This is a genomic window from Kitasatospora sp. NPDC048298 (assembly GCF_043201465.1).
Taxonomy (GTDB): Bacteria; Actinomycetota; Actinomycetes; order Streptomycetales; family Streptomycetaceae; genus Kitasatospora.
Window position 1 is genome coordinate 30,987 of the sequence record NZ_JBICYZ010000056.1, and the last position, 19,706, is coordinate 50,692.

At 73.2% G+C, this 19,706-nt stretch carries 19 protein-coding genes; 12 read left to right on the top strand and 7 right to left on the bottom strand.

Translation table 11 applies throughout. The features are described 5' to 3' along the window. The first annotated feature begins 8 nt into the window (after positions 1–8). From ACGF0D_RS32100 to ACGF0D_RS32125, 6 genes are all read left to right on the top strand, one after another. Positions 9–959: a hypothetical protein gene (locus ACGF0D_RS32100; protein ID WP_392922196.1), complete on the top strand. Its 951-nt coding sequence runs from the start codon at positions 9–11 to the stop codon at positions 957–959. Then, complete coding sequence (locus ACGF0D_RS32105; protein ID WP_392922197.1) at positions 956–3,109, top strand: hypothetical protein; 2,154 nt, start codon at positions 956–958, stop codon at positions 3,107–3,109. The genes ACGF0D_RS32100 and ACGF0D_RS32105 overlap by 4 nt, the downstream gene beginning before the upstream one ends. Next, a complete protein-coding gene (locus tag ACGF0D_RS32110) occupies positions 3,099–4,067 on the top strand; it encodes a hypothetical protein (protein WP_392922199.1) in 969 nt (322 codons plus the stop codon). Before ACGF0D_RS32105 ends, ACGF0D_RS32110 begins: the two co-directional genes overlap by 11 nt. 110 nt (positions 4,068–4,177) lie before the next feature. Further along, positions 4,178–4,678 carry a Pycsar system effector family protein gene (locus ACGF0D_RS32115; protein WP_392922201.1) on the top strand — a complete coding sequence of 167 codons (501 nt, stop codon included), beginning with the start codon at positions 4,178–4,180 and terminating at the stop codon, positions 4,676–4,678. Positions 4,679–4,806: 128 nt separating this feature from the next. Next, positions 4,807–5,742 carry a class I SAM-dependent methyltransferase gene (locus ACGF0D_RS32120; protein WP_392922203.1) on the top strand — a complete coding sequence of 312 codons (936 nt, stop codon included), beginning with the start codon at positions 4,807–4,809 and terminating at the stop codon, positions 5,740–5,742. Continuing rightward, positions 5,726–6,319 carry a GNAT family N-acetyltransferase gene (locus ACGF0D_RS32125; RefSeq protein WP_392922205.1) on the top strand — a complete coding sequence of 198 codons (594 nt, stop codon included), beginning with the start codon at positions 5,726–5,728 and terminating at the stop codon, positions 6,317–6,319. Before ACGF0D_RS32120 ends, ACGF0D_RS32125 begins: the two co-directional genes overlap by 17 nt. A gap of 31 nt (positions 6,320–6,350) precedes the next feature. Here ACGF0D_RS32125 and ACGF0D_RS32130 read toward each other — a convergent pair whose 3' ends face one another. Beyond that, positions 6,351–7,340 (bottom strand): alpha/beta hydrolase, encoded by a 990-nt coding sequence (locus tag ACGF0D_RS32130; RefSeq protein ID WP_392922207.1) that lies wholly within the window; start codon positions 7,338–7,340, stop codon positions 6,351–6,353. A 152-nt stretch (positions 7,341–7,492) separates the two neighbouring features. On the opposite strand from ACGF0D_RS32130, the gene ACGF0D_RS32135 reads away from it, so the two are divergent. Together ACGF0D_RS32135 and ACGF0D_RS32140 are read left to right on the top strand one after the other, a co-directional pair. Further along, positions 7,493–9,574: a hypothetical protein gene (locus tag ACGF0D_RS32135; protein WP_392922209.1), complete on the top strand. Its 2,082-nt coding sequence runs from the start codon at positions 7,493–7,495 to the stop codon at positions 9,572–9,574. 93 nt (positions 9,575–9,667) lie between these two features. Beyond that, a complete protein-coding gene (locus tag ACGF0D_RS32140; RefSeq protein ID WP_392922212.1) occupies positions 9,668–11,137 on the top strand; it encodes a WGR domain-containing protein in 1,470 nt (489 codons plus the stop codon). Between the two features lie 112 nt (positions 11,138–11,249). Here the strand turns inward: ACGF0D_RS32140 and ACGF0D_RS32145 are convergent, their stop codons facing one another. The 4 genes from ACGF0D_RS32145 to ACGF0D_RS32160 all read right to left on the bottom strand — a co-directional run bounded on the left by ACGF0D_RS32145 (position 11,250) and on the right by ACGF0D_RS32160 (position 15,491). Next, entirely contained in the window at positions 11,250–11,879 is a 630-nt protein-coding gene (locus ACGF0D_RS32145) for a hypothetical protein (protein WP_392922215.1), read from the bottom strand. Positions 11,880–12,034: 155 nt separating this feature from the next. Further along, complete coding sequence (locus ACGF0D_RS32150; protein ID WP_392922218.1) at positions 12,035–13,138, bottom strand: LLM class flavin-dependent oxidoreductase; 1,104 nt, start codon at positions 13,136–13,138, stop codon at positions 12,035–12,037. A gap of 277 nt (positions 13,139–13,415) precedes the next feature. After that, the gene (locus ACGF0D_RS32155) at positions 13,416–13,805 is read right to left on the bottom strand and encodes an SCO5389 family protein (protein ID WP_392877242.1); all 390 of its coding nucleotides are present in this window, start codon (positions 13,803–13,805) and stop codon (positions 13,416–13,418) included. Between the two features lie 141 nt (positions 13,806–13,946). Then, a complete protein-coding gene (locus tag ACGF0D_RS32160; protein WP_392922220.1) occupies positions 13,947–15,491 on the bottom strand; it encodes an MFS transporter in 1,545 nt (514 codons plus the stop codon). A gap of 258 nt (positions 15,492–15,749) precedes the next feature. On the opposite strand from ACGF0D_RS32160, the gene ACGF0D_RS32165 reads away from it, so the two are divergent. Next, positions 15,750–16,454, top strand: a complete 705-nt coding sequence (locus tag ACGF0D_RS32165; protein ID WP_392922223.1) for a GNAT family N-acetyltransferase — start codon at positions 15,750–15,752, stop codon at positions 16,452–16,454. Positions 16,455–16,520: 66 nt separating this feature from the next. Here ACGF0D_RS32165 and ACGF0D_RS32170 read toward each other — a convergent pair whose 3' ends face one another. After that, complete coding sequence (locus tag ACGF0D_RS32170) at positions 16,521–17,357, bottom strand: alpha/beta fold hydrolase (RefSeq protein WP_392922225.1); 837 nt, start codon at positions 17,355–17,357, stop codon at positions 16,521–16,523. A gap of 7 nt (positions 17,358–17,364) precedes the next feature. Then, complete coding sequence (locus ACGF0D_RS32175; RefSeq protein WP_392877234.1) at positions 17,365–17,817, bottom strand: universal stress protein; 453 nt, start codon at positions 17,815–17,817, stop codon at positions 17,365–17,367. Positions 17,818–18,206: 389 nt separating this feature from the next. On the opposite strand from ACGF0D_RS32175, the gene ACGF0D_RS32180 reads away from it, so the two are divergent. The 3 genes from ACGF0D_RS32180 to ACGF0D_RS32190 all read left to right on the top strand — a co-directional run bounded on the left by ACGF0D_RS32180 (position 18,207) and on the right by ACGF0D_RS32190 (position 19,692). Then, complete coding sequence (locus ACGF0D_RS32180) at positions 18,207–18,497, top strand: hypothetical protein (RefSeq protein ID WP_392877232.1); 291 nt, start codon at positions 18,207–18,209, stop codon at positions 18,495–18,497. 58 nt (positions 18,498–18,555) lie between these two features. Then, complete coding sequence (locus tag ACGF0D_RS32185) at positions 18,556–18,804, top strand: hypothetical protein (RefSeq protein ID WP_392922228.1); 249 nt, start codon at positions 18,556–18,558, stop codon at positions 18,802–18,804. 78 nt (positions 18,805–18,882) lie between these two features. Beyond that, positions 18,883–19,692, top strand: a complete 810-nt coding sequence (locus ACGF0D_RS32190; RefSeq protein ID WP_392877228.1) for an SAM-dependent methyltransferase — start codon at positions 18,883–18,885, stop codon at positions 19,690–19,692. Positions 19,693–19,706: the final 14 nt, after the last annotated feature.

Consider the following 19,706-nt stretch of genomic DNA (forward strand, 5'->3'; position numbering starts at 1 on the left):
GAGCAGAGATGACGGAGTTCGACCAGCCGATGCCCGAGGCCAGCGCCCTGCCGTACAGCCGCAGCCGACACCTCCCGCCGTACCGGGGCATCGTCGCCGTGGACGCCAAGGACTTCACCGGGTACCCCGCGATCGAGCACGGCGTGATCAGCAGGTCCGTGCCGCAGGTGCTCAAGTGGTCCTTCGAGCGGGCCGGACTGGGGGAGGTCTGGAAGGACCGGCGGTTCCCCGACTCGACCGGCGACGGATACGTGTTCGGCTTCGACCCGGGCTGGATGCCCTTCCTGATCCACCCCTGGCTGAACACCCTCCAGGAGGTGCTGACGGAGTTCAACGTGCACTCGGTCGGAACGGTACGCATCCGACTGCGGGTCAGCCTCAACATCGGCCCACTCCCGGACGCCGGTGGCGAGTTCGACGGCAACGGCACCCCGCGCAACGACACCCACCGGCTGCTCGACTCCCGGCCGGTGAAGGCCATGCTGGCCGCGTCCAACGAGAGCATCACCCACGTCGCGGCCATCCTGTCCGACCGCTGCTACCAGGACGCGGTGGTCAGCGGCTACACCGGGCGCCACCCCGACCACTTCATCGAGGTGCCGGCGACCGTCGAGGGCAAGCGCTTCGATCAGCAGGCGTGGCTCTACGTGCCCGCGCCGTCCGGGAACCTCTACGACCGCCGGATCCTCGGCGACGCCGTCGTCGAGGAACAGGAGGGACGGGACGGCGGCCGGAAGGCGGACCGGCCGGCGGAGGGGCGTCGGGCGCCGAGGACGGTCGTGACCCAGCGGGGCGACGGCAGCAACCTGAACAGCGGCACGGTGCACGGCGACCAGCGGGTCACCAACGTGCGCGGCGACTCCTACGGTGGCGACCGGGTGGAGGGGGTGAAGTTCGGGACGATCAACGGCAACCTGGGCGACATCGTGAACGGCGACAAGAACGAGCACCGCCGGTGAACGCTGACGAGCGCCCGGCCATCGAGGGGCCGCCCGGCGCGGCGGACGACCCCGACTTCGACGACGACCTGGCGGACCGGTTCGCTGCCTGGGGACCGGGCCGGGCCTTTATCTACGCGCCGAACGGCAACATCAACACCGGTTCGGTGCACGGAGACCAGCGCGTCGAGAACGGCGCCGCCGGGGCGGCGCCGGGCAGCGGCGAGCGCGTCGAGGCGCAGGACGGCCCCATCTCCGCGATGGAGATCCTGGCCGCCCAGACCGGGTACGCGAAGCCGGACTGCTTCCCCGAAGCGCTGAGGACGCTCGGCACCCGCCTGCTCTTCCTGGCCGGTGAGCCCGGCACCGGGCGCCGCACCACGGCCCTCAACCTGCTGTTCGAGGGCAGTGGGAAGAGCCTGGCGCTGCGCGCACTCGACAGCGACTCGGACCTGTCCTCCTGGCGGCCCACCCACAGCGAGGCGCGCGGGTACCTGGTGCACGGCCTGTCGCCCACGGCTCGGTTCGGCCCCACGGCGGTTGCCAACCTGGGGGTCCGGTTGGAGGAGGCCGATGCCTGCATGGTTGTCATGCTGCCCCACGACCCCGGCACCCTCCGGCGAATTGTCCGTGAGCTGGACATCAGCCCGGTGAGCTACATGCCTCCGACACCGCGTGAAGTGTTCGACGCGCGCCTGGCGGCGGCGGTCCCGCAGGAGGAGCGACGCCGGATACTGCTGGATCGTCTGGAAGTCGACCTGGAAGCGCTGTTGGCGCCCGAGCTGGTTCCGGCGCAGGTCGCGGAGCTCGTCGATGCGCTGAGCCGGACCGGCGACGAGGGTCCCAACCTGGCCGACCTCGGCCAGCGACTCAGTTTTCTCGCGGAGACGGAGGTCCCGGACCTCCTGAAGAAGATCCGCGATGACCCGGACGCGTTGGCCTTCCTGCTGGTGACGAGTGTCCTTGAGGGTCTTGACCATCGGATCATCCGGGATGAGACCGACCGGTTGCTCAAACTGGCCGACGGTCGCCTCGATGCGGTGACACAAGCGAACGGGGACGGTGAACAGGGGCGGACCACACCCGGTGAGGGAGCTCGCCCGAATCCGCGGTTCGTCTTCCGGCGCTCGCTGGACGAGTTGCTGGAGGTCATTCGAGCCGAGTGCTTGCCCCCTGAAATGCGGGAGACCTCGGGCTACACCTACACGGTGGAGCCGCTGCGCTTCAAGCGGCACCGGCAAGCAGAGACGGTGCTGCGACACGTGTGGCGGCAGTACGGTGAGGTGTCCGGACTGCTGACCGAGTGGATGGACAACGTTCCCGGGACCGAGTCCGAACTGGCCAGACCCGTGGGTCGGGTGATGGGGCTTGCCGCCGGCTGGGGTGGTGGCCGCCGAGCACTGTTGCACATTCACGAGCTGGCCCGGTCCGACCGTGCGCAGAGCCGCAGTACGGCCGCCTACGCCCTGGGCATCGTGTCGCAGGACCCGATCCTCGCCGGAGAGGTGAAGCACCGGGTCGACAGCTGGAGCTACAGTGCCGGCTGGCGAGTTCGATCGACCGTGGCCGCCGCGTGTGGCGGAGACTTCGGGGCAGCCCGGCCGGAGACCGCGACTTCGCTGATCCGGCGCTGCTACCGCGGGGAGGAGGGCGACGAGCGCTCGGTGGCGGCGACGGCGCGCTGGTCGCTGAAGAGCCTCTTCGACGGCGGGAACCAGACGGCTGTGTTTCGCCAGCTCATGATGTGGGCGGACCGGCGAGGGCATGACGCCGAGCTCGCGCTCACGACCATTCCCGGGCTGCTCCTCGACCCCTCGTGGTTCCGGCAGCAGCTGGGCCCCGAGGGTGAGTTCGGCGACGCGGTGCTCGTCTTCATCAGGCGAGCGCTGAACTCCCGGAACCTGTTCGCCAGTACCAGCCGGAGGTTGCTCGACTGGTGTCACCGAGCGGTCTGGGACGAACCGCTTCGGGCTCCCGTCGAGACGCTGCTCACCGCCCTCGCCCAGGAGATGCGCCCCGGCGAGCTGGGGCTGCTGGTCGAGATCGACCGCAGCGACGACCCCGACCTGGTCGGCCGCGACATCGCCCGCCGCGCCCTGGCGGCCTGGCGGCGGGGCGAGCCCCAGCCCTACCAGCCCACCCCCGCCTTCGGAGGCCCCGATGACCGTTGAACACGACCCGCCCGTCTACACCCAGGCCACCCGCGCCCCTTGGCGGGAGGTCCTCTGGCACCGCTGGTCCGGGCGACGCGACCGTGCCCTGGTCCTGGGGGACCGCCACGGGGTGTACCACCAGCTTGGGAAGGGCCACCCGAAACCGGCGGGCGGACCCACCGGGCGCTCGGGACTGCGCGGAATCGACCAGGCCTACCTGGTCGACCTCAACGAGCGGCCGGGCATGCGGGATGTTCGCCTCCCCACGTCGTACGGCACGGTCTCACTGGAGGTACACGTTCTCTGGTGGGTTCACGATGCCGCACGGGTCGTACAGACCCGGACCGGCCAGGGCTGGCTACCGGTTCGCAAGGACCTCGACGGCCGCCTGCACCAGCTCAGGGAGCAGTTCGCTGCCTCGGGCACCAGATTGGGCACCGAGGAGCTGCTGCAGTACCTCGCGGCGCCGTACGTCCTGCCCCACTACGGACTCGGCTACCGCGTCGCTGACGTCTCCACACGAGAACACGGCAACGAACTGCGCCTCGGGGAACCGGACGCGATGGACATGCCCTTCGACTGGACGGCCAAGAGCCAGGAGGAGTACGCGTTCTGCCGGCGCCAGGTGCAGGACGGCCCGGTCGCTCTCGCGGCCCTCTGGCTTGCCAGGAAGCCCGACGAGGTGCGCGACGTCTTGGACTGGGTGGTCGACCACGCCGACCTGCTCCGGGGCGAGACCACCTGGCAGGACCAGATGGCACTCATGCTGGGCAAGGTGACGGACCAGGAGCAGGAGGAGCTGTCCAGGATCCTGCGAGACCGCCTGGTCGCCCTCGGGAGGCAGGTCCCCGGGCCCGCCCAGCAGCCCCCGGCGCCCCCGCACCCTCCGGGGCCGGGCTTCACCAGGCTCCACACCTACGTCAACGGCTGGGCCGGCGGCGTCCCGAACGGCGTCCCGAACGGGGCGCCGCGATGACCCGGGCAGCCGTACGCCGCGAGCCGCCGCCGTGCGGGACCCGCAGGCGGTCCGTGGGCAGAAGCCCTCGGAGGCCGGTCCCTCGGCGGCCCCGCCGGTCCGTTGCGCCGATGGAGGTGTCCAGTCCGTCCTCCGTGTCCGCGATGGAGCGCCTGATGGCGGCCAACAGCGCGGAGCTCGTCCGGGCCGACACCAAGGCCGCCGTGTTCCTGGCCTTCACCGGGGCGGTGCTGGCCACCTTCATCCCCCTGGACGGCGGCGCCGGTCCGGGCTCCCTGGCCTGGCTGGCTCCGCTCCTGCGCTGGAGCGCCGTGGTCAGCGCCCTGCTGGCAGTCGGCTGCTTCGCCTCCGTGCTGGTGCCGCGCCACCGCAAGGGGCGGAGCAGCGGGGCAGCCGGGCCGGGGTACTTCGAGCACATCGTCCCGGGGGCGGGTTCGGACGGGCTGCGCCGGGCGTTCGAGCGGGTGGGGCGCGATCCGGCGGGGCCGCTGCTGTCGGCGCTGGCCGGTACCAGTGCGATCATCCGGACGAAGTACCGCTGGATCGAGGCCGGGACCGTGCTGCTCCTGCTGGCGCTTCCGCAGTTCGTGCTCACCCTCCGGCCAGTGTGACGGCGGGCCGTTGACGGGCCCCGGCCGCATCACGGCCGGGGCCGGTGGCATGGCTGAGGCAACGGATGTTGCGCGACGGGGCAATGGGTGTTGACGGCTTCCGTCGGCGGTCCGTACAGTGCCGGGCCATGGAGACGGGTGATCTTGGTCGGCGGGTGGCGGAGGATGTGGCCGGTGGCGGCGGGGTGGAGGGGCTGCGGCGGCTGTCGGGGGTGATCGAGGCGCTGGAGGAGCGGCGGACGGAGCTGGTGGAGGAGCTGCGGCGCGGGCGGGAGGCGACCTGGGAGGAGATCGGGCGGGCCTGCGGGATGACGCGGCAGGGGGCGACCAGGCGGTGGGCCGGGCGGCTGCGGGCGCGGTCGTTCGGGGTGGCGGCGGACGCGTACCAGCACGGTCGGCCGGGCTATCCGCGGGCGCTGATCGGTTCGGCGGTGCCCCGGGAGGCCCGCCGGGTGCTCGATCTGGGCGCCGGGACGGGCAAGTTGACCGGGATGCTGGTCGAGGCGGGCCTGGACGTGGTGGCGGTCGAGCCCGACGAGGGGATGCGGGCGCGGCTGGCCGCGGCGGTGCCGAAGGCGGCCGTCCGGGCGGGCTCGGCCGAGCGCATCCCGCTGCCGGACGGCAGCGTGGACGCCGTGGTGGTGGCGCAGGCCTGGCACTGGTTCGACCCGGCGGCCGCGCTGCCGGAGATCGCCCGGGTGCTCGCCCCCGGCGGGACGCTCTCGCTGGTGTGGAACGTCCGGGACGAGACCGAGCCCTGGGCCGCCGCACTCGGAGTGCTGATGCACCGTTCGGCGCGGCAGCGGATCGACACCAGGCCCGTCCTCCCGGCGCCGTTCGGCGCGCCCGAGCGGCTGGAGATCGGCTGGGAGCACCTCACCACCCGGGCCGGGATCGTCGACATGGTCGCCTCGCGCAGCTACGTGATCGCGCTGCCGGAGGACGAGCGGGTCCGCCTGCTGGCCGACGTCGAGCAGCTGCTGGCCACCCACCCCGACCTGGCGGGCCGGGACGAGATCGCCCTGCCGTACGTGACGAGGTGCACCCGTGTCCGTCTCGGCTGAGCACGACCGGCGGCCCGCGGCGCACTCCGTGGTGCGCTCCGTGCTGCTGCGCCGCCTGGGCGTCGCGGACGCCGAACCGTACCGGGCCTTCCGGCTCGCGGCGCTGCGCGAGACGCCGAGCGCCTTCACCTCAAGCCACGCCGAGGAGGCCGGCAAGCCGCTGTCCGCGACGCTGCGCCGGCTGGCCGGGGCCGAGGACGGTCCGGGCGCCCTGATCGGCGCCTTCGACGGCAGCGGCGCACTGGTCGGCACCGCCGGGCTGAAGGTGCCGCGGCGCAGCCAGGAGCGGCACAAGGGCACGCTGTACGGCATGGCGGTGGCCCGCGGCGCGGGCGGCCGGGGGATCGGCCGCGCCCTGGTGCGGGAGGTGCTGCGCACGGCGGCGGACGACGGGCGGCTGCGGCAGGTGCTGCTGACCGTCTCGGAGGGCAACGAGCCGGCCCTGCGGCTCTACACCGCCTGCGGCTTCGAGGTGTGGGGGCGGGAGCCGAGGGCGGTCCTGGTGGAGGGACGGGCGGTCGCGAAGCTGCACCTGGCGTGCCTGCTGGACGGGGAAGGGGCGGCGGCCGGGGACTGACGGGCCGTGCGGAATGCCTGCCGGGCCGGCCTCACCGCTGGAGGACGCGGCGCAGCCAGCGGGTGCGGGCGTCATGGGCGTCCCGGCTGACGGCCGCGTGCGGGGCGAGGCTGTCGAAGCCGTGGCAGGCGCCGGGCCACACGTGCAGTTCGGCCTCGCCGCCCGCTCGCCAGATCGCGTCGGCGTAGGCGACGGCCTCGTCCCGGAACGTCTCGGCGGACCCCACCTCGACGTACGCCGCGGGCAGTCGGGACAGGTCGGTGGCGCGGGCCGGGGCGGCGTACGGCGAGAGGTCGGCGGCACCGTACCGGTGGCCGAGCACCGCCTGCCAGGCGGTGGCGTTGGACGTGCGGTCCCAGGTGTCGTGGCCGGCCAGCTGGTGGCTGGAGAAGGTGTCGCCGCGGTCGTCGAGCATCGGGCTCAGCAGCAGCTGGCCGAGCGGCGCCGGACCGCCCCGATCGCGGACCAGCAGGGCCAGCGCCGCGGCGAGCCCGCCACCGGCGCTCTTGCCGCCGATGACCACGCGTCGCGCGTCCACGCCCAGCGCGCCCGCGTGCTCGGCCGCCCAGGCGAGTCCGGCGTAGCAGTCCTCGACGGCGCCGGGGAAGCGGGTGTGCGGGGCCAGCCGGTACTCGACGGAGACGACCGCCAGCCGCAGCGGCAGCGCCCAGCCGCGCAGCAGCCGGGGCAGGACGGACCAGGCGTTGCCGGTCACCATCCCGCCGCCGTGCAGGTAGTACAGCAACGGCAGCTCCTCGCGGATCCCGGCGGGCCGCGCGCTGACGAGCGTGACCTCGCCCCCGCCGTCGGCCCGCGGCACGTGCAGCTCCGTCACCTCGAACCGGTCACCGTCGCGCAACTGGTCCGGGGTCGGGCGGGGCCGGGCGGCGAGGTCGCGTTCCTGCCAGGCCGTCAGGCCCTCCGGGGTGAGCACCTGTCGCGCCCGGTCGCCGGCGGACGCCAGTGCCGCCCGAACCTCCGGGTCCAGCGGAGGCACGCCCCCGACCGCCGATCCACCCATCACCGGTACCCCCTCGCCGTGCGGCGCCGGGGCGGCGCCGACCGACCCAGCTTGCCAGCCCCACCCGTGGGACGCCGCAGCACCCCCCGGACCGTCCCCGAACCGCCCTCACAGCGGGGGAGTTGTCGGTCCTGCCTGCGAGGATCGCGCCCATGGACCTCACCGCCGCCCTCGCCGGGCTCGACGCCCACCCCTGGGCCACCGTCTCGCACGCGTACGGCCCCGCCGACGACCTGCCCGCCCTGCTGCGCGCGCTCGCCGAGGGCGACGACGAGGCGGCCGAGGAGGCGGTCTCCGAACTGTACGGCTGCATCCTCCACCAGGGCACGGTCTATTCGGCCAGCGTGGACGCGGTGCCGTACCTGGCCGGGATCGCCGCCGCCGGGACCCGGACGGTCGAAGTCCTCTGCCTGCTGGGCGGGTTGGCCGAGAGCGAGGACGAGTGGAAGGTGCCGGAGGGTGCCGTGCGGGCCGCCGTGGCCGATCAACTCCCTCTGCTGCTGCCCCTGTTGTCCCACCAGGACGAGGACGTCCGGCTGACCGCCTCCTGGGCCGTCGGCCACACCCGCGAGGCCGGCGCGGCGCTGACCGCCCTGCGGGAGCGCTGGTCCGCCGAGGAGGATCCGCACGTGGCCGCCGAACTTCTCGTCGCCCTCGGTCGGTCGGACCTCGGCACGGCCGCCGCCGAGGCCCGGCTCCTGCTCGCCGGGCAGACCGAGGCGCCGCTGCGGCTGGCCGCGGTCCTGGTCTGCCTGGACAACGAGGAGCGGTGGGACGCCGACCACCACGCGGCCGTGCTCGGCCTGCTGCCCGCCCGCGAACTCACCGTCGACCGCTACAGCATCCACCACGAGGAACTGCTGTACACGGTTGTCGACGCCCTGCTGGAACGCGACACCGACGCCGACCGCGAGGCGGCCCTCGCCCTGCTGGAGGCCGCCCTGCGCGACCCGCGCCCCGAGGTGCAGGCCGAGGCCCTGTGGGCGGCCGACCACGCCTGCCACCTCTCGCGCAGCGCCCCGCCGCGGCTGATCCCGGCCATCGCCCCGCTCGCCGCCCAGGCCCCGGCGGCGAGCCTGCTGGCCAAGCTCGGCCCGCTCGCCGCCGAAGCCGCGCCCGTACTCGTCGAACTCGCCGGCCGGCCGGACGACGAGGCGGCCGACCAGGCCCTCGCCGCACTGGTCCGGATCGCGCCCCGGCAGGCCGCCCCGCTGCTCGCCCGCGACCTGGCGCGGCGCCCGCACGCCCGCTGTGCCGCCGGCGGCTCCCAGGGCCAGGCCTTCCCCTTCGACCGGGCCTTGCTCGCCGCCGCCCGCGCCCGGCTGGCCGTCGACGGGCTCGGCGACAACGAGACCGCCCACCTGGTCGATCTGCTGCGCCAGTGGGGCCCGCGGGCCGCCGCCGGCCTGCCCGAACTGTGCGCCGTGCTGCCCCGCTTCCCGTACGCCGCCTCCGCCGTCGCGGCCGTCGTCGCGGGCGGCCCGCCCGAGGCACGCGAGCGCGCCGCCGAGGCGCTGCGGGCACAGGCCGGTCCGCTCCGGGTGGCCCGCGCCCACCACGAGGTCACCGGCGACCCGGGCCTCCTGCTCGACGCCGTCACGGAACGACTGGCGGCCTCCCGCGAGCTCGCCGAAGCGGCCCAGGCGGCCGCCGACCTGGGCCCGGCCGCCACCGGACTGCTCCCGGCCCTGCTCGCGGCGGTGAGCGACGGCCCGGAACCGACCGTCCCGCGGCTGGACGCCGACATCGCGATAGCCCGCGCGATCTGGCAGATCGACGGCGACGCCGAGGAAGCCGTCCGGATCCTGGCCTCCGTCCTCGACCGTACGGCCGGGAGCGGGCCGTGGTACCGCTGGACGGTGGTCCGCGCGCTGCGCGCCGCCGCCTCCCTCGGGGCGGCCGGCCAGGGCCTGACACCCCGACTGGAGGCGCTGCTCGACGATCCCGAGAGGGCCGCCGGCGCCGCCCGCGCGCTGCTCGACATCGCCGACCCCGACACCGTCGACCTCGGCCGCCTCGCCGGGGCCGCGCTCCACTCGGCCGAGACGGGCGCCGACGTCACGGGCGGCTGCGAGGCCCTGCACGCACTGGGCGCGGCCGCCCGGGACACCTCCCCGCTCCCGTACCTCGGCGACCTCGTCGAGGGCGACCGCCGGATCGTCACCTCCGGCCTCGCGTACGACATCATCCGCGAGGACGAGCGGCTGCGCGCCCTCCTGGCCGAGCTGTACTGACCTCGGCGGTCCCGCCCCCCGCGGAGCCGATTGTCAGTGACGGGCCGTAGTTTTGGAGGTGTCGGCGGGCCGCCCCCGCCGCCCCCATCTCCGATGCCCGAAAGGGGCCGCACCGTGTCCGTCGCCGTGGAAGAGCAGGTCACGTACCTCGAACTGTCCGAGGACGAGGGGAGCGCGCACAAGTTCTACGAGGTGCGGCTCGCCGGCCAGGTGGTGACGGTGCGGTACGGGCGGATCGGCGAGCCCGGGCAGAGCAAGTCGACGACGTTCCCGAGCCCGGAGAAGGCGGCCGCGTCGGCGGCCAAGAAGATCGGCGAGAAGGTCCGCAAGGGCTACGCCCCGGCCGTCCAGGGCGTGCGCCAGCGCCGGGCGGTGACCAGGCGGGAGATCGTCAGCACCCGCTCGACCGCCAACCAGGCGCCGCTGCTGTGGCGCTTCCGCTCCGGCTCGCCCGCCTTCGGGATCTTCGTCGGCGAGGAGCACGCCTGGGTCGGCAACGAGCGCGGCGACGTCTACACCCTCACCCACGACGGCGAGGTGACGGGCCGCTACGGCCTGCCGGACGGCGTCAAGTGCATCGTCGCCGACGACTGGTGGATCTACGCCGGCTGCGACGACGGCAAGGTGTACGACCTGGGCGGCAAGATCCCGCGCGTCGCGTACGAGATAGCCCAGGACGTGGACATCTTCTGGCTCGACATCCACGACGGCGTGCTCGGCGTCGCCGACGAGCGCGGCGGGCTGACCACGGTCGACCACGAGGACGAGTTCCAGTGGCGCCGCCAGGCCGACGGCCGGGCCGGCTGGATGGTGCGCTGCGACGCCGACGGCGTCTACCACGGCCACTCGCGCGGCGTCGCCCGCTACGACAACCGCAGCGGCGACCAGCGCTGGCACACCCCGACCCAGGGCGAGGTGCTGTTCGGCTGGCAGGAGGCCGACGAGGTGTTCGCCGGGACCGCGCGCGGCTGGGTGCACCGGCTGCGGAAGTCGGACGGCGCCGAGGTGGCCGCCTACCGCTGCGACGCCGCCGTCTTCTCCTGCGCGGCCTCCCCGGACGGCGAGTACGTCTTCGCCGGGGACAACCACTCCTCGGTGTACTGCTTCGCCGCCGACGGCACCCGGCTGTGGAAGCTCGCCACCGGCTGCGGCTCGGCGTACAGCATGCAGTACCGGGACGGCCGGCTCTACCTGGTGACCACGGACGGCTCGCTGGCCTGCCTGGACGCCAGCGAGCAGGCGGTGCGGGCGGCCGAGAACGGCACGCTGCCGAAGACCGCCGAGGTCAAGGGCGCGGGCTGGGAGCCGGTGCTGGCCGGCGCCGGGCTGGAGACGGTCACGGTGGCCACCGCCCGGACCGGCGGCGAGGTGGAGGTCGAGTGCGTCCAGGACGGCGCCCGGCTGCGGATGCGGGTGGTCTCGCAGGGCTACGACTCGTCGTGGCGGGTGCAGTTCCCCAAGGACATCCGGATAGCCGGGGCACGCTACCTGGTCGCCGAGGTGCGGGAGTCCGCCTCGGGCGGCTTCTACCGCGCGCGCGGGGAGATCAAGCGCCTGCTCTGAGCCGGTGGCCCGGTCACCTGCCGCACGCGGCCGGTGACCGGGCCTCGGTCGGCCGTCCGGGTGTGGCTGCCCGCGCCGTTCGGACACGACCTCGACACCGGCGGGTTCTGAGTCAGTACCGGTCCGCGAGGTGGCCGTAGCCGCCGGTCGTCCAGACGATGCGGCGGAACTCCGGGAGGCTGAGGGCGGTGGGGGCCCGGCCGGGGGCGGGCGGGAAGTGGACGGTGCCGCAGCGGGCGCAGTACCAGGCCTGGGCCCAGAGCTGTTCGGCCCGGGCACGGCCGGAGAGTTCGCGGTCCGCGGCGGCGCGGAGCGCGGCGGCGGTCACCAGGAGGGCGACGGCGGCGATGACGGCGGTCACCGGGATCGCCACGGGGATCTCGAAGGCCTGGTGGTCCCGGACCGGGGTGGCGAAGGCGGGCGTGTCGTCGTTGAACTGCCGGGCGAAGGCCCCGGCGAAGAAGGTGAAGAAGGCGATCGCGAGGGCGGTCACGCCCAGGCCCGTCGCCACGCGGCCGGGTGGCTGTTCGCGGATCGGTGCGGGTGCCAGGGCCCGGGCGAGGTCGGAGACGACCTCGCGGGTCCGGTGGCTGCCGGCTCCCTGCTGCGAGGGTCGGACGATCACCCTCGTCCGCCCGGTGTGGTAGACGGCCGGGACGCTGCGGACCTGGTCGGTGAGCCGGCATCTCGGACAGGGCTGCAGGGTCGGCGGCGGTACGGGTGCGGCTTGGTACGGGCCCATCACGGTCTCCCCCCCGTGTCGGCGTCCGGCCGGGCGGCCGTCCGTCCGTACCGGCCCGGGAGGACGAATCGGTACGGGAGGCCGTGCCGGACGCCGTGGTTGCTGCGGATTCCCTTGCCCGGTAGGCCCGTTGGGGAAACCGCGAGGCCGCCCAGTCAGCGCTCCCCAGGGGCCGCTGCCGGAGCGGAAGCGGAAGCGGAAGCGGAAGCCGAAACCGGAGCCGAAACCGGAGCCGAAGCCGGACGCCAGCCGAGCGCGGGCCCGAGGCGGGTCGCCAGGTCGGTGAGGATCTGCACGTAGTCCTCGTGCTCGAAGGAGAACGGCAGCGCGAAGGCCACCTCGTCGACCTCGCGGTAGCCGGCGTGGGCGTGCAGCCGCTGGACGAGTTCCTCGGTCGTCCCGACCAGGTCGGGGGCGAACAGCAGCCGGGCCGGGCCCTGCGGGGCGAGGGTGCGCGGGGTGCGGGCGAGGGCGTAGGCCCGGTACTTGGCGCGCTGTTCGGGGGTGGCGCTGTCGGTGGGGATGACGACCAGGCCCTGGGAGACCCGGGCACGTTCGCCGTCGGGGTGGCGCTCGCGGAAGGCGCGGATCTGGGTGGCCTGGATGGCGGCGAAGTCGAGTGGCCCCTCCTGCTCCTCCGGTTTCACCACGCTGCTGGTGAGCAGGTTGATGCCCTGCTCGCCCGCCCAGCGGGCCGAGCGCAGGCTGCCGGCGCCGTACCAGAGCCGGGAGGCCAGGCCGGGGGAGTGCGGCTGGATCCGGCGCGAGTACTCCTCGATGCCCTCGGTGCCGGCGAAGCCGGAGGCGTCCTCGCCGCGGACCAGGGCGAGCAGCCGTTCGGCGCGCCGGGGGCTGAAGTCCTCCTGCTCGCCGGTGTCGGGGTAGAGCGCGCCGCGCACGTGCTCGTAGTGGGTGGGCGGGCCGACGCTGAAGCCGGGGTTGAGCCGGCCGCCGGAGAGCACGTCCACGGTGGCCAGGTCCTCGGCGAGCCGCAGCGGGTTCTCCCAGCCGAGCGGGGTGACGGCGGTGCCGAGCTGGATGCGGCTGGTGCGCTGGGTGGCGGCGGCGAGCACGGCGATCGGCGAGGAGATGCCGTACTGGAGGTGGCGGTGGCGCAGCCAGGCGCTGTCGAAGCCGATCCGCTCGCCGAGGGTGATGAGGTCGAGGGTGGACTCGTGGCCCCGGCGGGGGTCCTTCTCGTCGAAGAGCCCGATGGTCAGGAAGCCGAGTTTCCGCAGCGGGCGAGGGGTCGGCGACATCGTGGGCTCCACGTGGTGAGGGGCGGGCCGGTCGGGTGGTGCGTTCCGAACGTACGCAGCCGCCGCGCCGCCGGACAAGATCGACGCGCGATCCGGACACCGGCCGCCACGGGGCGCAACGCGGGTGCAACACGGGCGTCACGTGCGGCGGCTCCCGCCCCGTCGAGCAGGGCGGGAGCCGGCGCGCCCGGATCACCTCCGAACAGCAATCCGAGCCGCAGCCGAACAGCATCCGAGGCGAAGTCGAACCAGTCGTCCGGACCGCGCCCGGCCGCGGTCAGCAGCTGCGCAGCTCCGGGCTCTGGTTGCGGATCTGGTTGTGCAGCGAGGTGAACTCGCGGTACGCCGCACCGTCCTCGGTGCCGGGGCGGAAGGCGCCGACCCGGTGGCAGTTGACGAAGGCGAGCTTCACCCCGAAGTGGCTCTCCAGGCTGCCCCGGATCGCGTTGCTGGCGAGCGCGCGCAGCAGCTGGGCCCGCTCCTCGTCGCTCGGCGTGGTGTTGTCGGTGGTGAACTCCTGCTCACCGGCGGCGAGTTCGGTGCTGAGCCCGGCGACGACCCGGTAGGCGTACGGGAGCGAGGCGCGGACGGTGTCGAGGAAGTCGGCCTCGTCGACGCGGCCCTGCTGGGCCTGGGCGAGGAGGGCGGGGGAGACGTCGAGCGACATGGGTGTCCTCTTTCGGGGAGGCGTGGGGCTTCGACCCGTGGCGGGCGGCACCGACCCGCGCACGGGCGTCACTCACCCGCAACGGCTATCGAAGATGAAAACCATTGCAAGAAAGACTCTCCCGGTCACCCTGACGCCCTGTCAAGCGCCGCCCCCCGAAGGGCTGACGGCGGACGGCACCGGCAGGCGGCCGACCTTGATGACGAACACCGCGATCGTCACCGCCAGCGCCGCGAACACCAGGCCCATCTGGAACGCGCCGGCGATGCCGTGCGCCAGGATCTGCGAGGAGTACGGCGCCGGGAGGCGCCCGGTGGCCCGGAACTGGGCGGCCTGCTGCGGGGTGGCCTGCCGGAGGAACGCCCCGACCTGCTGCCGGGCCTCGTTGCGGCTGGCCGTGCCGAACACCGTGACCAGGATCGACAGCCCGAGCGAGCCGCCCACCTGCTGGCTGGTGTTGAGCATGCCGGTGGCGGCGCCGGTCTCGTGCGGGGAGACCTTGGAGACGACGGTGAGGGTGGCGGGGACGAAGATCGAGCCCATGCCGAGGCCGAACAGCATGGTCGGCCCGAGGACGCCGCCGACGTAGCTGCTGTCGACGTCGATCTGCGTCGCCCAGGCCACCCCGCCCAGGACCAGCAGCGAGCCGCTCACCAGGAAGGGTTTCGGCCCGAAGCGCAGCTGGGTGCGGGCGGCGAACTGGGCGGCCGCGACGATCGCGACGCTGATCGGCAGGAACGCGAAACCGGCCCTCAGCGGACTGAATCCGAGGATCTCCTGCACGAACAGGGTGATGAAGAAGAAGATGCCGAACATCGTCGCGGCCACGCAGAGCATCAGCCCGAACGCGCCCGAGCGGTTGCGGTTGCGGAACAGGTGCAACGGGGTGATCGGCTGCCGGGCGCGCCGCTCGTTCGCCACGAACACCAGGGCCAGAAGCACCGCGAGGGCGAACGAGGTCAGCGTCACGGGGTCCGTCCAGCCGTGGTCGGAGGCGCGGATGAAGCCGTACACCAGCGAGACCATGCCGGTGGTGGCGGTGAAGGCGCCGAGCAGGTCGAAGCGGCCGGGGTGGCGCTCGGACTCGTTGATGTAGAGCGGCGCCAGCAGGGCGATCGCGATGCCGATCGGCACATTGACGAACAGCACCCAGCGCCAGGACAGCCAGGAGGTCAGCATGCCGCCGAGCAGCAGCCCGATCGCGCCGCCGGCTCCGGCGACGGCGGAGTAGACGCCGAAGGCCCGGTTGCGCTCCTGGCCCTCCCTGAAGTTGGTGGCGATCAGCGCCAGCGCCGTCGGCGAGGCGATGGCCCCGCCCATGCCCTGGAACGCCCGGGCGGCCAGCAGCCAGCCGGCGGACTGCGCGACGCCGCCGAGCAGCGAGGCCAGGGCGAACACGAGGACGCCGACGATGAACACCCGACGCCGCCCGAGGATGTCGCCCGCCCGCCCGCCGAGCAGCAGCAGCCCACCGAAGGTGAGGGTGTAGGCGTTGATGACCCAGGACAGGTCGGTGGTGTTGAACCGCAGCGCCTGCTGGATGTGCGGCAGCGCGATGTTCACGATCGTGATGTCGAGAACGACCATGAGTTGCGTCGCCGCGATGACGGTGAGTGCTACCCCCGGGTGCTGTCCCCGACGTGCGGTCGCGGGTGAAGCCTCGGCCAGGGCGCGCGAGGTGGCCATGGCAGGTCCCCCTATGGGTGAGGGGTCAAGGGCGGGCAGGGGAGACGGATTGGTTCACCACTACCGACGGTATCCCCGGCAGATAGGGAACACAATCGTTCATTACGGGTACGGGCGGAGCTTTCGGACGGGTGCCGGAGCCGGTCGGCGACGTCCCGGAGCCGAGTGGCACACTGTCGGCCGGGCGCCGACCGCACCACAGCGCACGACCACAGCACACGACCGCACCGCACCGCACGACCCGAGAGGACCAGCACGATGGTGAACCGCGACGCCGTCGCACTCGACGACCCGGTGGGCGAATCACTGCGCGGCCGGCACGCGCACCTCGCCCGCCGGATCGGAGCAGCCGCCACCTACCTGCCGGAGGTCTCGACCTTCGCGGCGGTCCCGGCCGAGGCGGGCCCCCGGGAGTGGGCCGAGCTCGTCCGGCTGCTCGGTCCCGGCGAGCTCGCCGACATGTTCAGCTGCCCGGCGACCCCGCCGTCCGACTGGGAGCCGGTCTTCTCCCTGGAAGGCCGCCAGATGATCCGGACCGGCAGCGGCCGCCCCGACCACCGCGGTGCCGGGCCCGACACCGGCGTGGTCGAACTGGGAGTGGAGGACGTGCCCGAGATGCTCGCCCTCGTCGAGCGGACCCGACCGGGTCCGTTCCGGCCGCGCACCCACGAGCTGGGCACCTACCTCGGCATCCGCGACAACGGCACCCTGGTGGCGATGGCGGGCGAACGGCTCCGGCCCCCGGGATGGACGGAGATCAGCGCCGTCTGCACCGCACCCGAGGCGCGCGGGCAGGGCCACGCCGCCCGCCTGCTCGGAGCGCTCGTCGCGCGCATCCTGGCGCGGGACGAACGCCCCTTCCTGCACGTCGCCGAGGCGAACACCGGCGCCGTCGCACTCTACGAGCGCCTCGGCTTCGAGACCCGCAAGCCGGTGACCTTCCGCGGCTTCCGCATCCCGTGACCGTCGCGTCCCGTGACGGCCGCGTCCTTGGTGGACCGGCCGTCCCGGAGGCAGCCGCCGCCCGGGCTACCCCCCGATGAAGGCGAGCAGCGCCGCGTTGACCTCCTCGGCGTGGGTCCAGAGCAGGCCGTGCGGCGCGCCCTCGATCTCCACGTACTCGGCGGCGGGCAGCGCCTTCTTGAACGGGCGTCCGGTGCTGTCGATCGGCAGGATGCGGTCGGCGGTGCCGTGCACGATCAGCGCCGGCACGTCGATGCGCGGGATGTCGGCGCGGAAGTCCGTGTACCAGGTGGACGGTGCCGCCGCAGCGGCGAAGGCGCCGCCCGAGGTGGCGACGTTCCAGCTGTTGCGGACGGCCTCCGGGCTGATCCTGCTCCCGAGGTTCTCGTCCAGGTTGTAGAAGTCCCGGTAGAAGGCGGAGTAGTAGGCGTACCGGTCGGCCTTCAGGGCGGCGACGATGCCGTCGAAGAAGTCCTTCGGACCCGCCCCCTCCGGGTTGTCGTCGGTCTTCAGCAGGTACGGCTCCAGGGAGCCCAGGAAGGCCACCTTGAAGAGGCGGCCGGAACCGTATCTGGACACGTAGCGGGCGACCTCGCCGGTGCCCATGGAGAAGCCGACCAGCACGGCGTCCCGCAGGTCGAGGGTCTCCACCAGGGTGTGGAGGTCGGCGGCGAAGGTGTCGTAGTCGTAGCCGGTGGTCGGCTGTGAGGACCGGCCGAAACCGCGGCGGTCGTAGGTGATCACCCGGTACCCGGCGTCGAGGAGCGCGGCGCTCTGCCGCTCCCACGAGTGCCCGTCGAGCGGGAACCCGTGGATCAGGACGACCGGTCGGCCGGAGCCGTGGTCCTCGTAGTAGAGGTCGATCGGGGTGGAGTTCTCCTGGCCGACGGTGATGTACGCCATGGGCGTCTCACTTTCCTTCCGTGACGGGGGCCCGGACGATGACGACCGGACAGGCGGCGTGCTGCGCACAGCGGGTGCTCACCGAGCCGAGCAGGCTGCGGGCGAAGCCGCCGTGGCCGTGGCTGCCGACCACCAGCAGGTCGGCGCGCCGGGCCGCCTCCAGGAGGACCTCGGAGGGGTCGCCCATGACCATCGTCTGGCGGACCTCCACCCGGCAGTCGTCGCCGAGCACCGTGTGCAGTTCCTCGGCGAACCGTCGCTCGGCGAGCTCCCGGTCGAAGGTGCTGTCGACCACCGGCGCCGACCAGCCGAAGTGGCTCGGTGGCTCCCAGGCGCCGACCGCGTCGACCACCCCGCCGGTCACCGTGGCGTACCGGGCCGCCCAGCGCAGCGCGGCGTAGGACGGCGGAGAGCCGTCGACGCCGACCACGACGCGGGGCGCGGAGTCGTTCGCGTTCATCTGCACCGTCCTGTGGATCGCCGTGCTGCGGATCGCCGCCCCCTGACCACGGTGCTGTCCGCCGGGCGGCGCCGCCACCACGGCCCGGCACCCGGGTGACGGCCGTCGGACGAGCGCCCGGGAGCGGCTGCTGCCGGAGTGGCCACTGGCGTCTCCTGGGCTCACAGTGGAACAAGGGGACGTGGGCGTCACGCCCGCCGGAGGCCGGGCGCGCGCTGCGGTCGGCCGCTGTCGAGGAGTCCGGGAGGGCCCGGTCCGGTCGGCATGCCCTGGGGTTCGTCGCGTCGCCGGTCCGCGGCCGAACACCCGGCGAGCAGGTGGAACGCGGCTGATCCCCCGTCTGACCGCTCGTGATCCCGAGAAGGCTTCCGAGAAGGGTGGTGGAGAAGATGGCAGAGAAGTTCACCGAGTTCGTGCTGAGGCTCGCGGAGGATCCTGGGACGCTGGCTCGTTTCCGAGAGGACTCACTGGCCACGATGTCCGCCGCAGGGCTGACTCCCGCCGAGCAGGTCGTGCTGGCGAGTGCGGACGCGACGCTGATCCGGAACGCGCTCGCGGCAGACGTGGGAGCCAAGGCGCAGTTCGAGGCGGCGTCGCACGGATTCTGGCCGGTCTATGTCGTCGTGGCGGTGACCGTGGCGGTCGCGGCCGTCGAAGGGGTCGAGCCGGACACCGAGTAGTAGGGCAGCCGGGGCGAGGGAACCCGCCCTGTTCTGCAGAGCCGAAGGAGGGATCGACATGGCTCAGCGCCTGACGGAATTCGTCCTCAAACTCGCGGAGGATCCCGCGGCCGTTCGTCGATTCGAGAAGTACCCGGCCGAGATGATGGCGGAGGCCGGACTCTCACAGGAGGAGAAGGACGTGCTGACGAGCAATGACCCGCTGCGCGTCAGGACCTTCATCGCCGCTGAGACGGGCGAAGGGCCGGTGCTGGCCAGCACGACGCTCGTCATGACGCTCGTCTGGGTCATTCACCACCCCCATTAGGCGGAGGACCAGCCGAACCCCCGGGTCCCCCCGTGGCGGCCCGAAGCATCGACCACGAACCTGGAAAGAGGAGAAGTCTTGACAACGCCGAAGACCCGCGGATCTCTGACCGTGGTGGGCACCGGGATCGGCATCGCCGGTCAGGTGACCATCGAGGCTCGCGCCCACATGGAGCAGGCCGACAAACTGCTGTTCCTGGTGGCCGACGTGGCCACCGGCTACTGGCTCAAGAAGCTGAACAGCACGGCCGAGTCGCTGCAGTCCTTCTACGGGGAGGGCAAGGACCGTCTCGTCACGTACACCGAGATGATCGAGCGGATCCTCTCGTGCGTCCGGGAGGGCGGCCGGGTCTGCGTCGCGTTCTACGGGCACCCCGGCGTGTTCGTCCATCCCGCGCACGAGGCGGTACGGATCGCGCGCGAGGAGGGGTACGACGCGCGGATGTTGCCGGGCATCTCGGCCGAGGACTGCCTGTTCGCCGACCTCGGCCTCGATCCCGGGAAGCTCGGCTGCCAGAGCTACGAGTCCACCGACTTCCTCATCCACCACCGCCGGTTCGACCCCAATGTCCCGCTGATCCTCTGGCAGATCGCGGTGATCGGTGAGATCGGATACCGGACCGACCAGGCCTTCAGCAGGGCGGGCGTCGAGGTCCTGGTCGACGCCCTGCTGGAGGAGTACTCGCCCGATCACGAGGTGGTCGTCTACGAGGCGGCCCAGTTCCCGATCTGCGAGCCTGTCATGAAGCGCGTCCCGTTGGCCAAGCTTCCCGACGCGCCGCTGACGGGGATCTCCACGCTCTACGTCCCCCCGGCAGCGAAGACTCCGATGGACGACGGGATGCTCGAACGACTCGGCCTCCGGGCGGCCACGAGCACGAAGGGCTGAACGGGCGCCGGGCC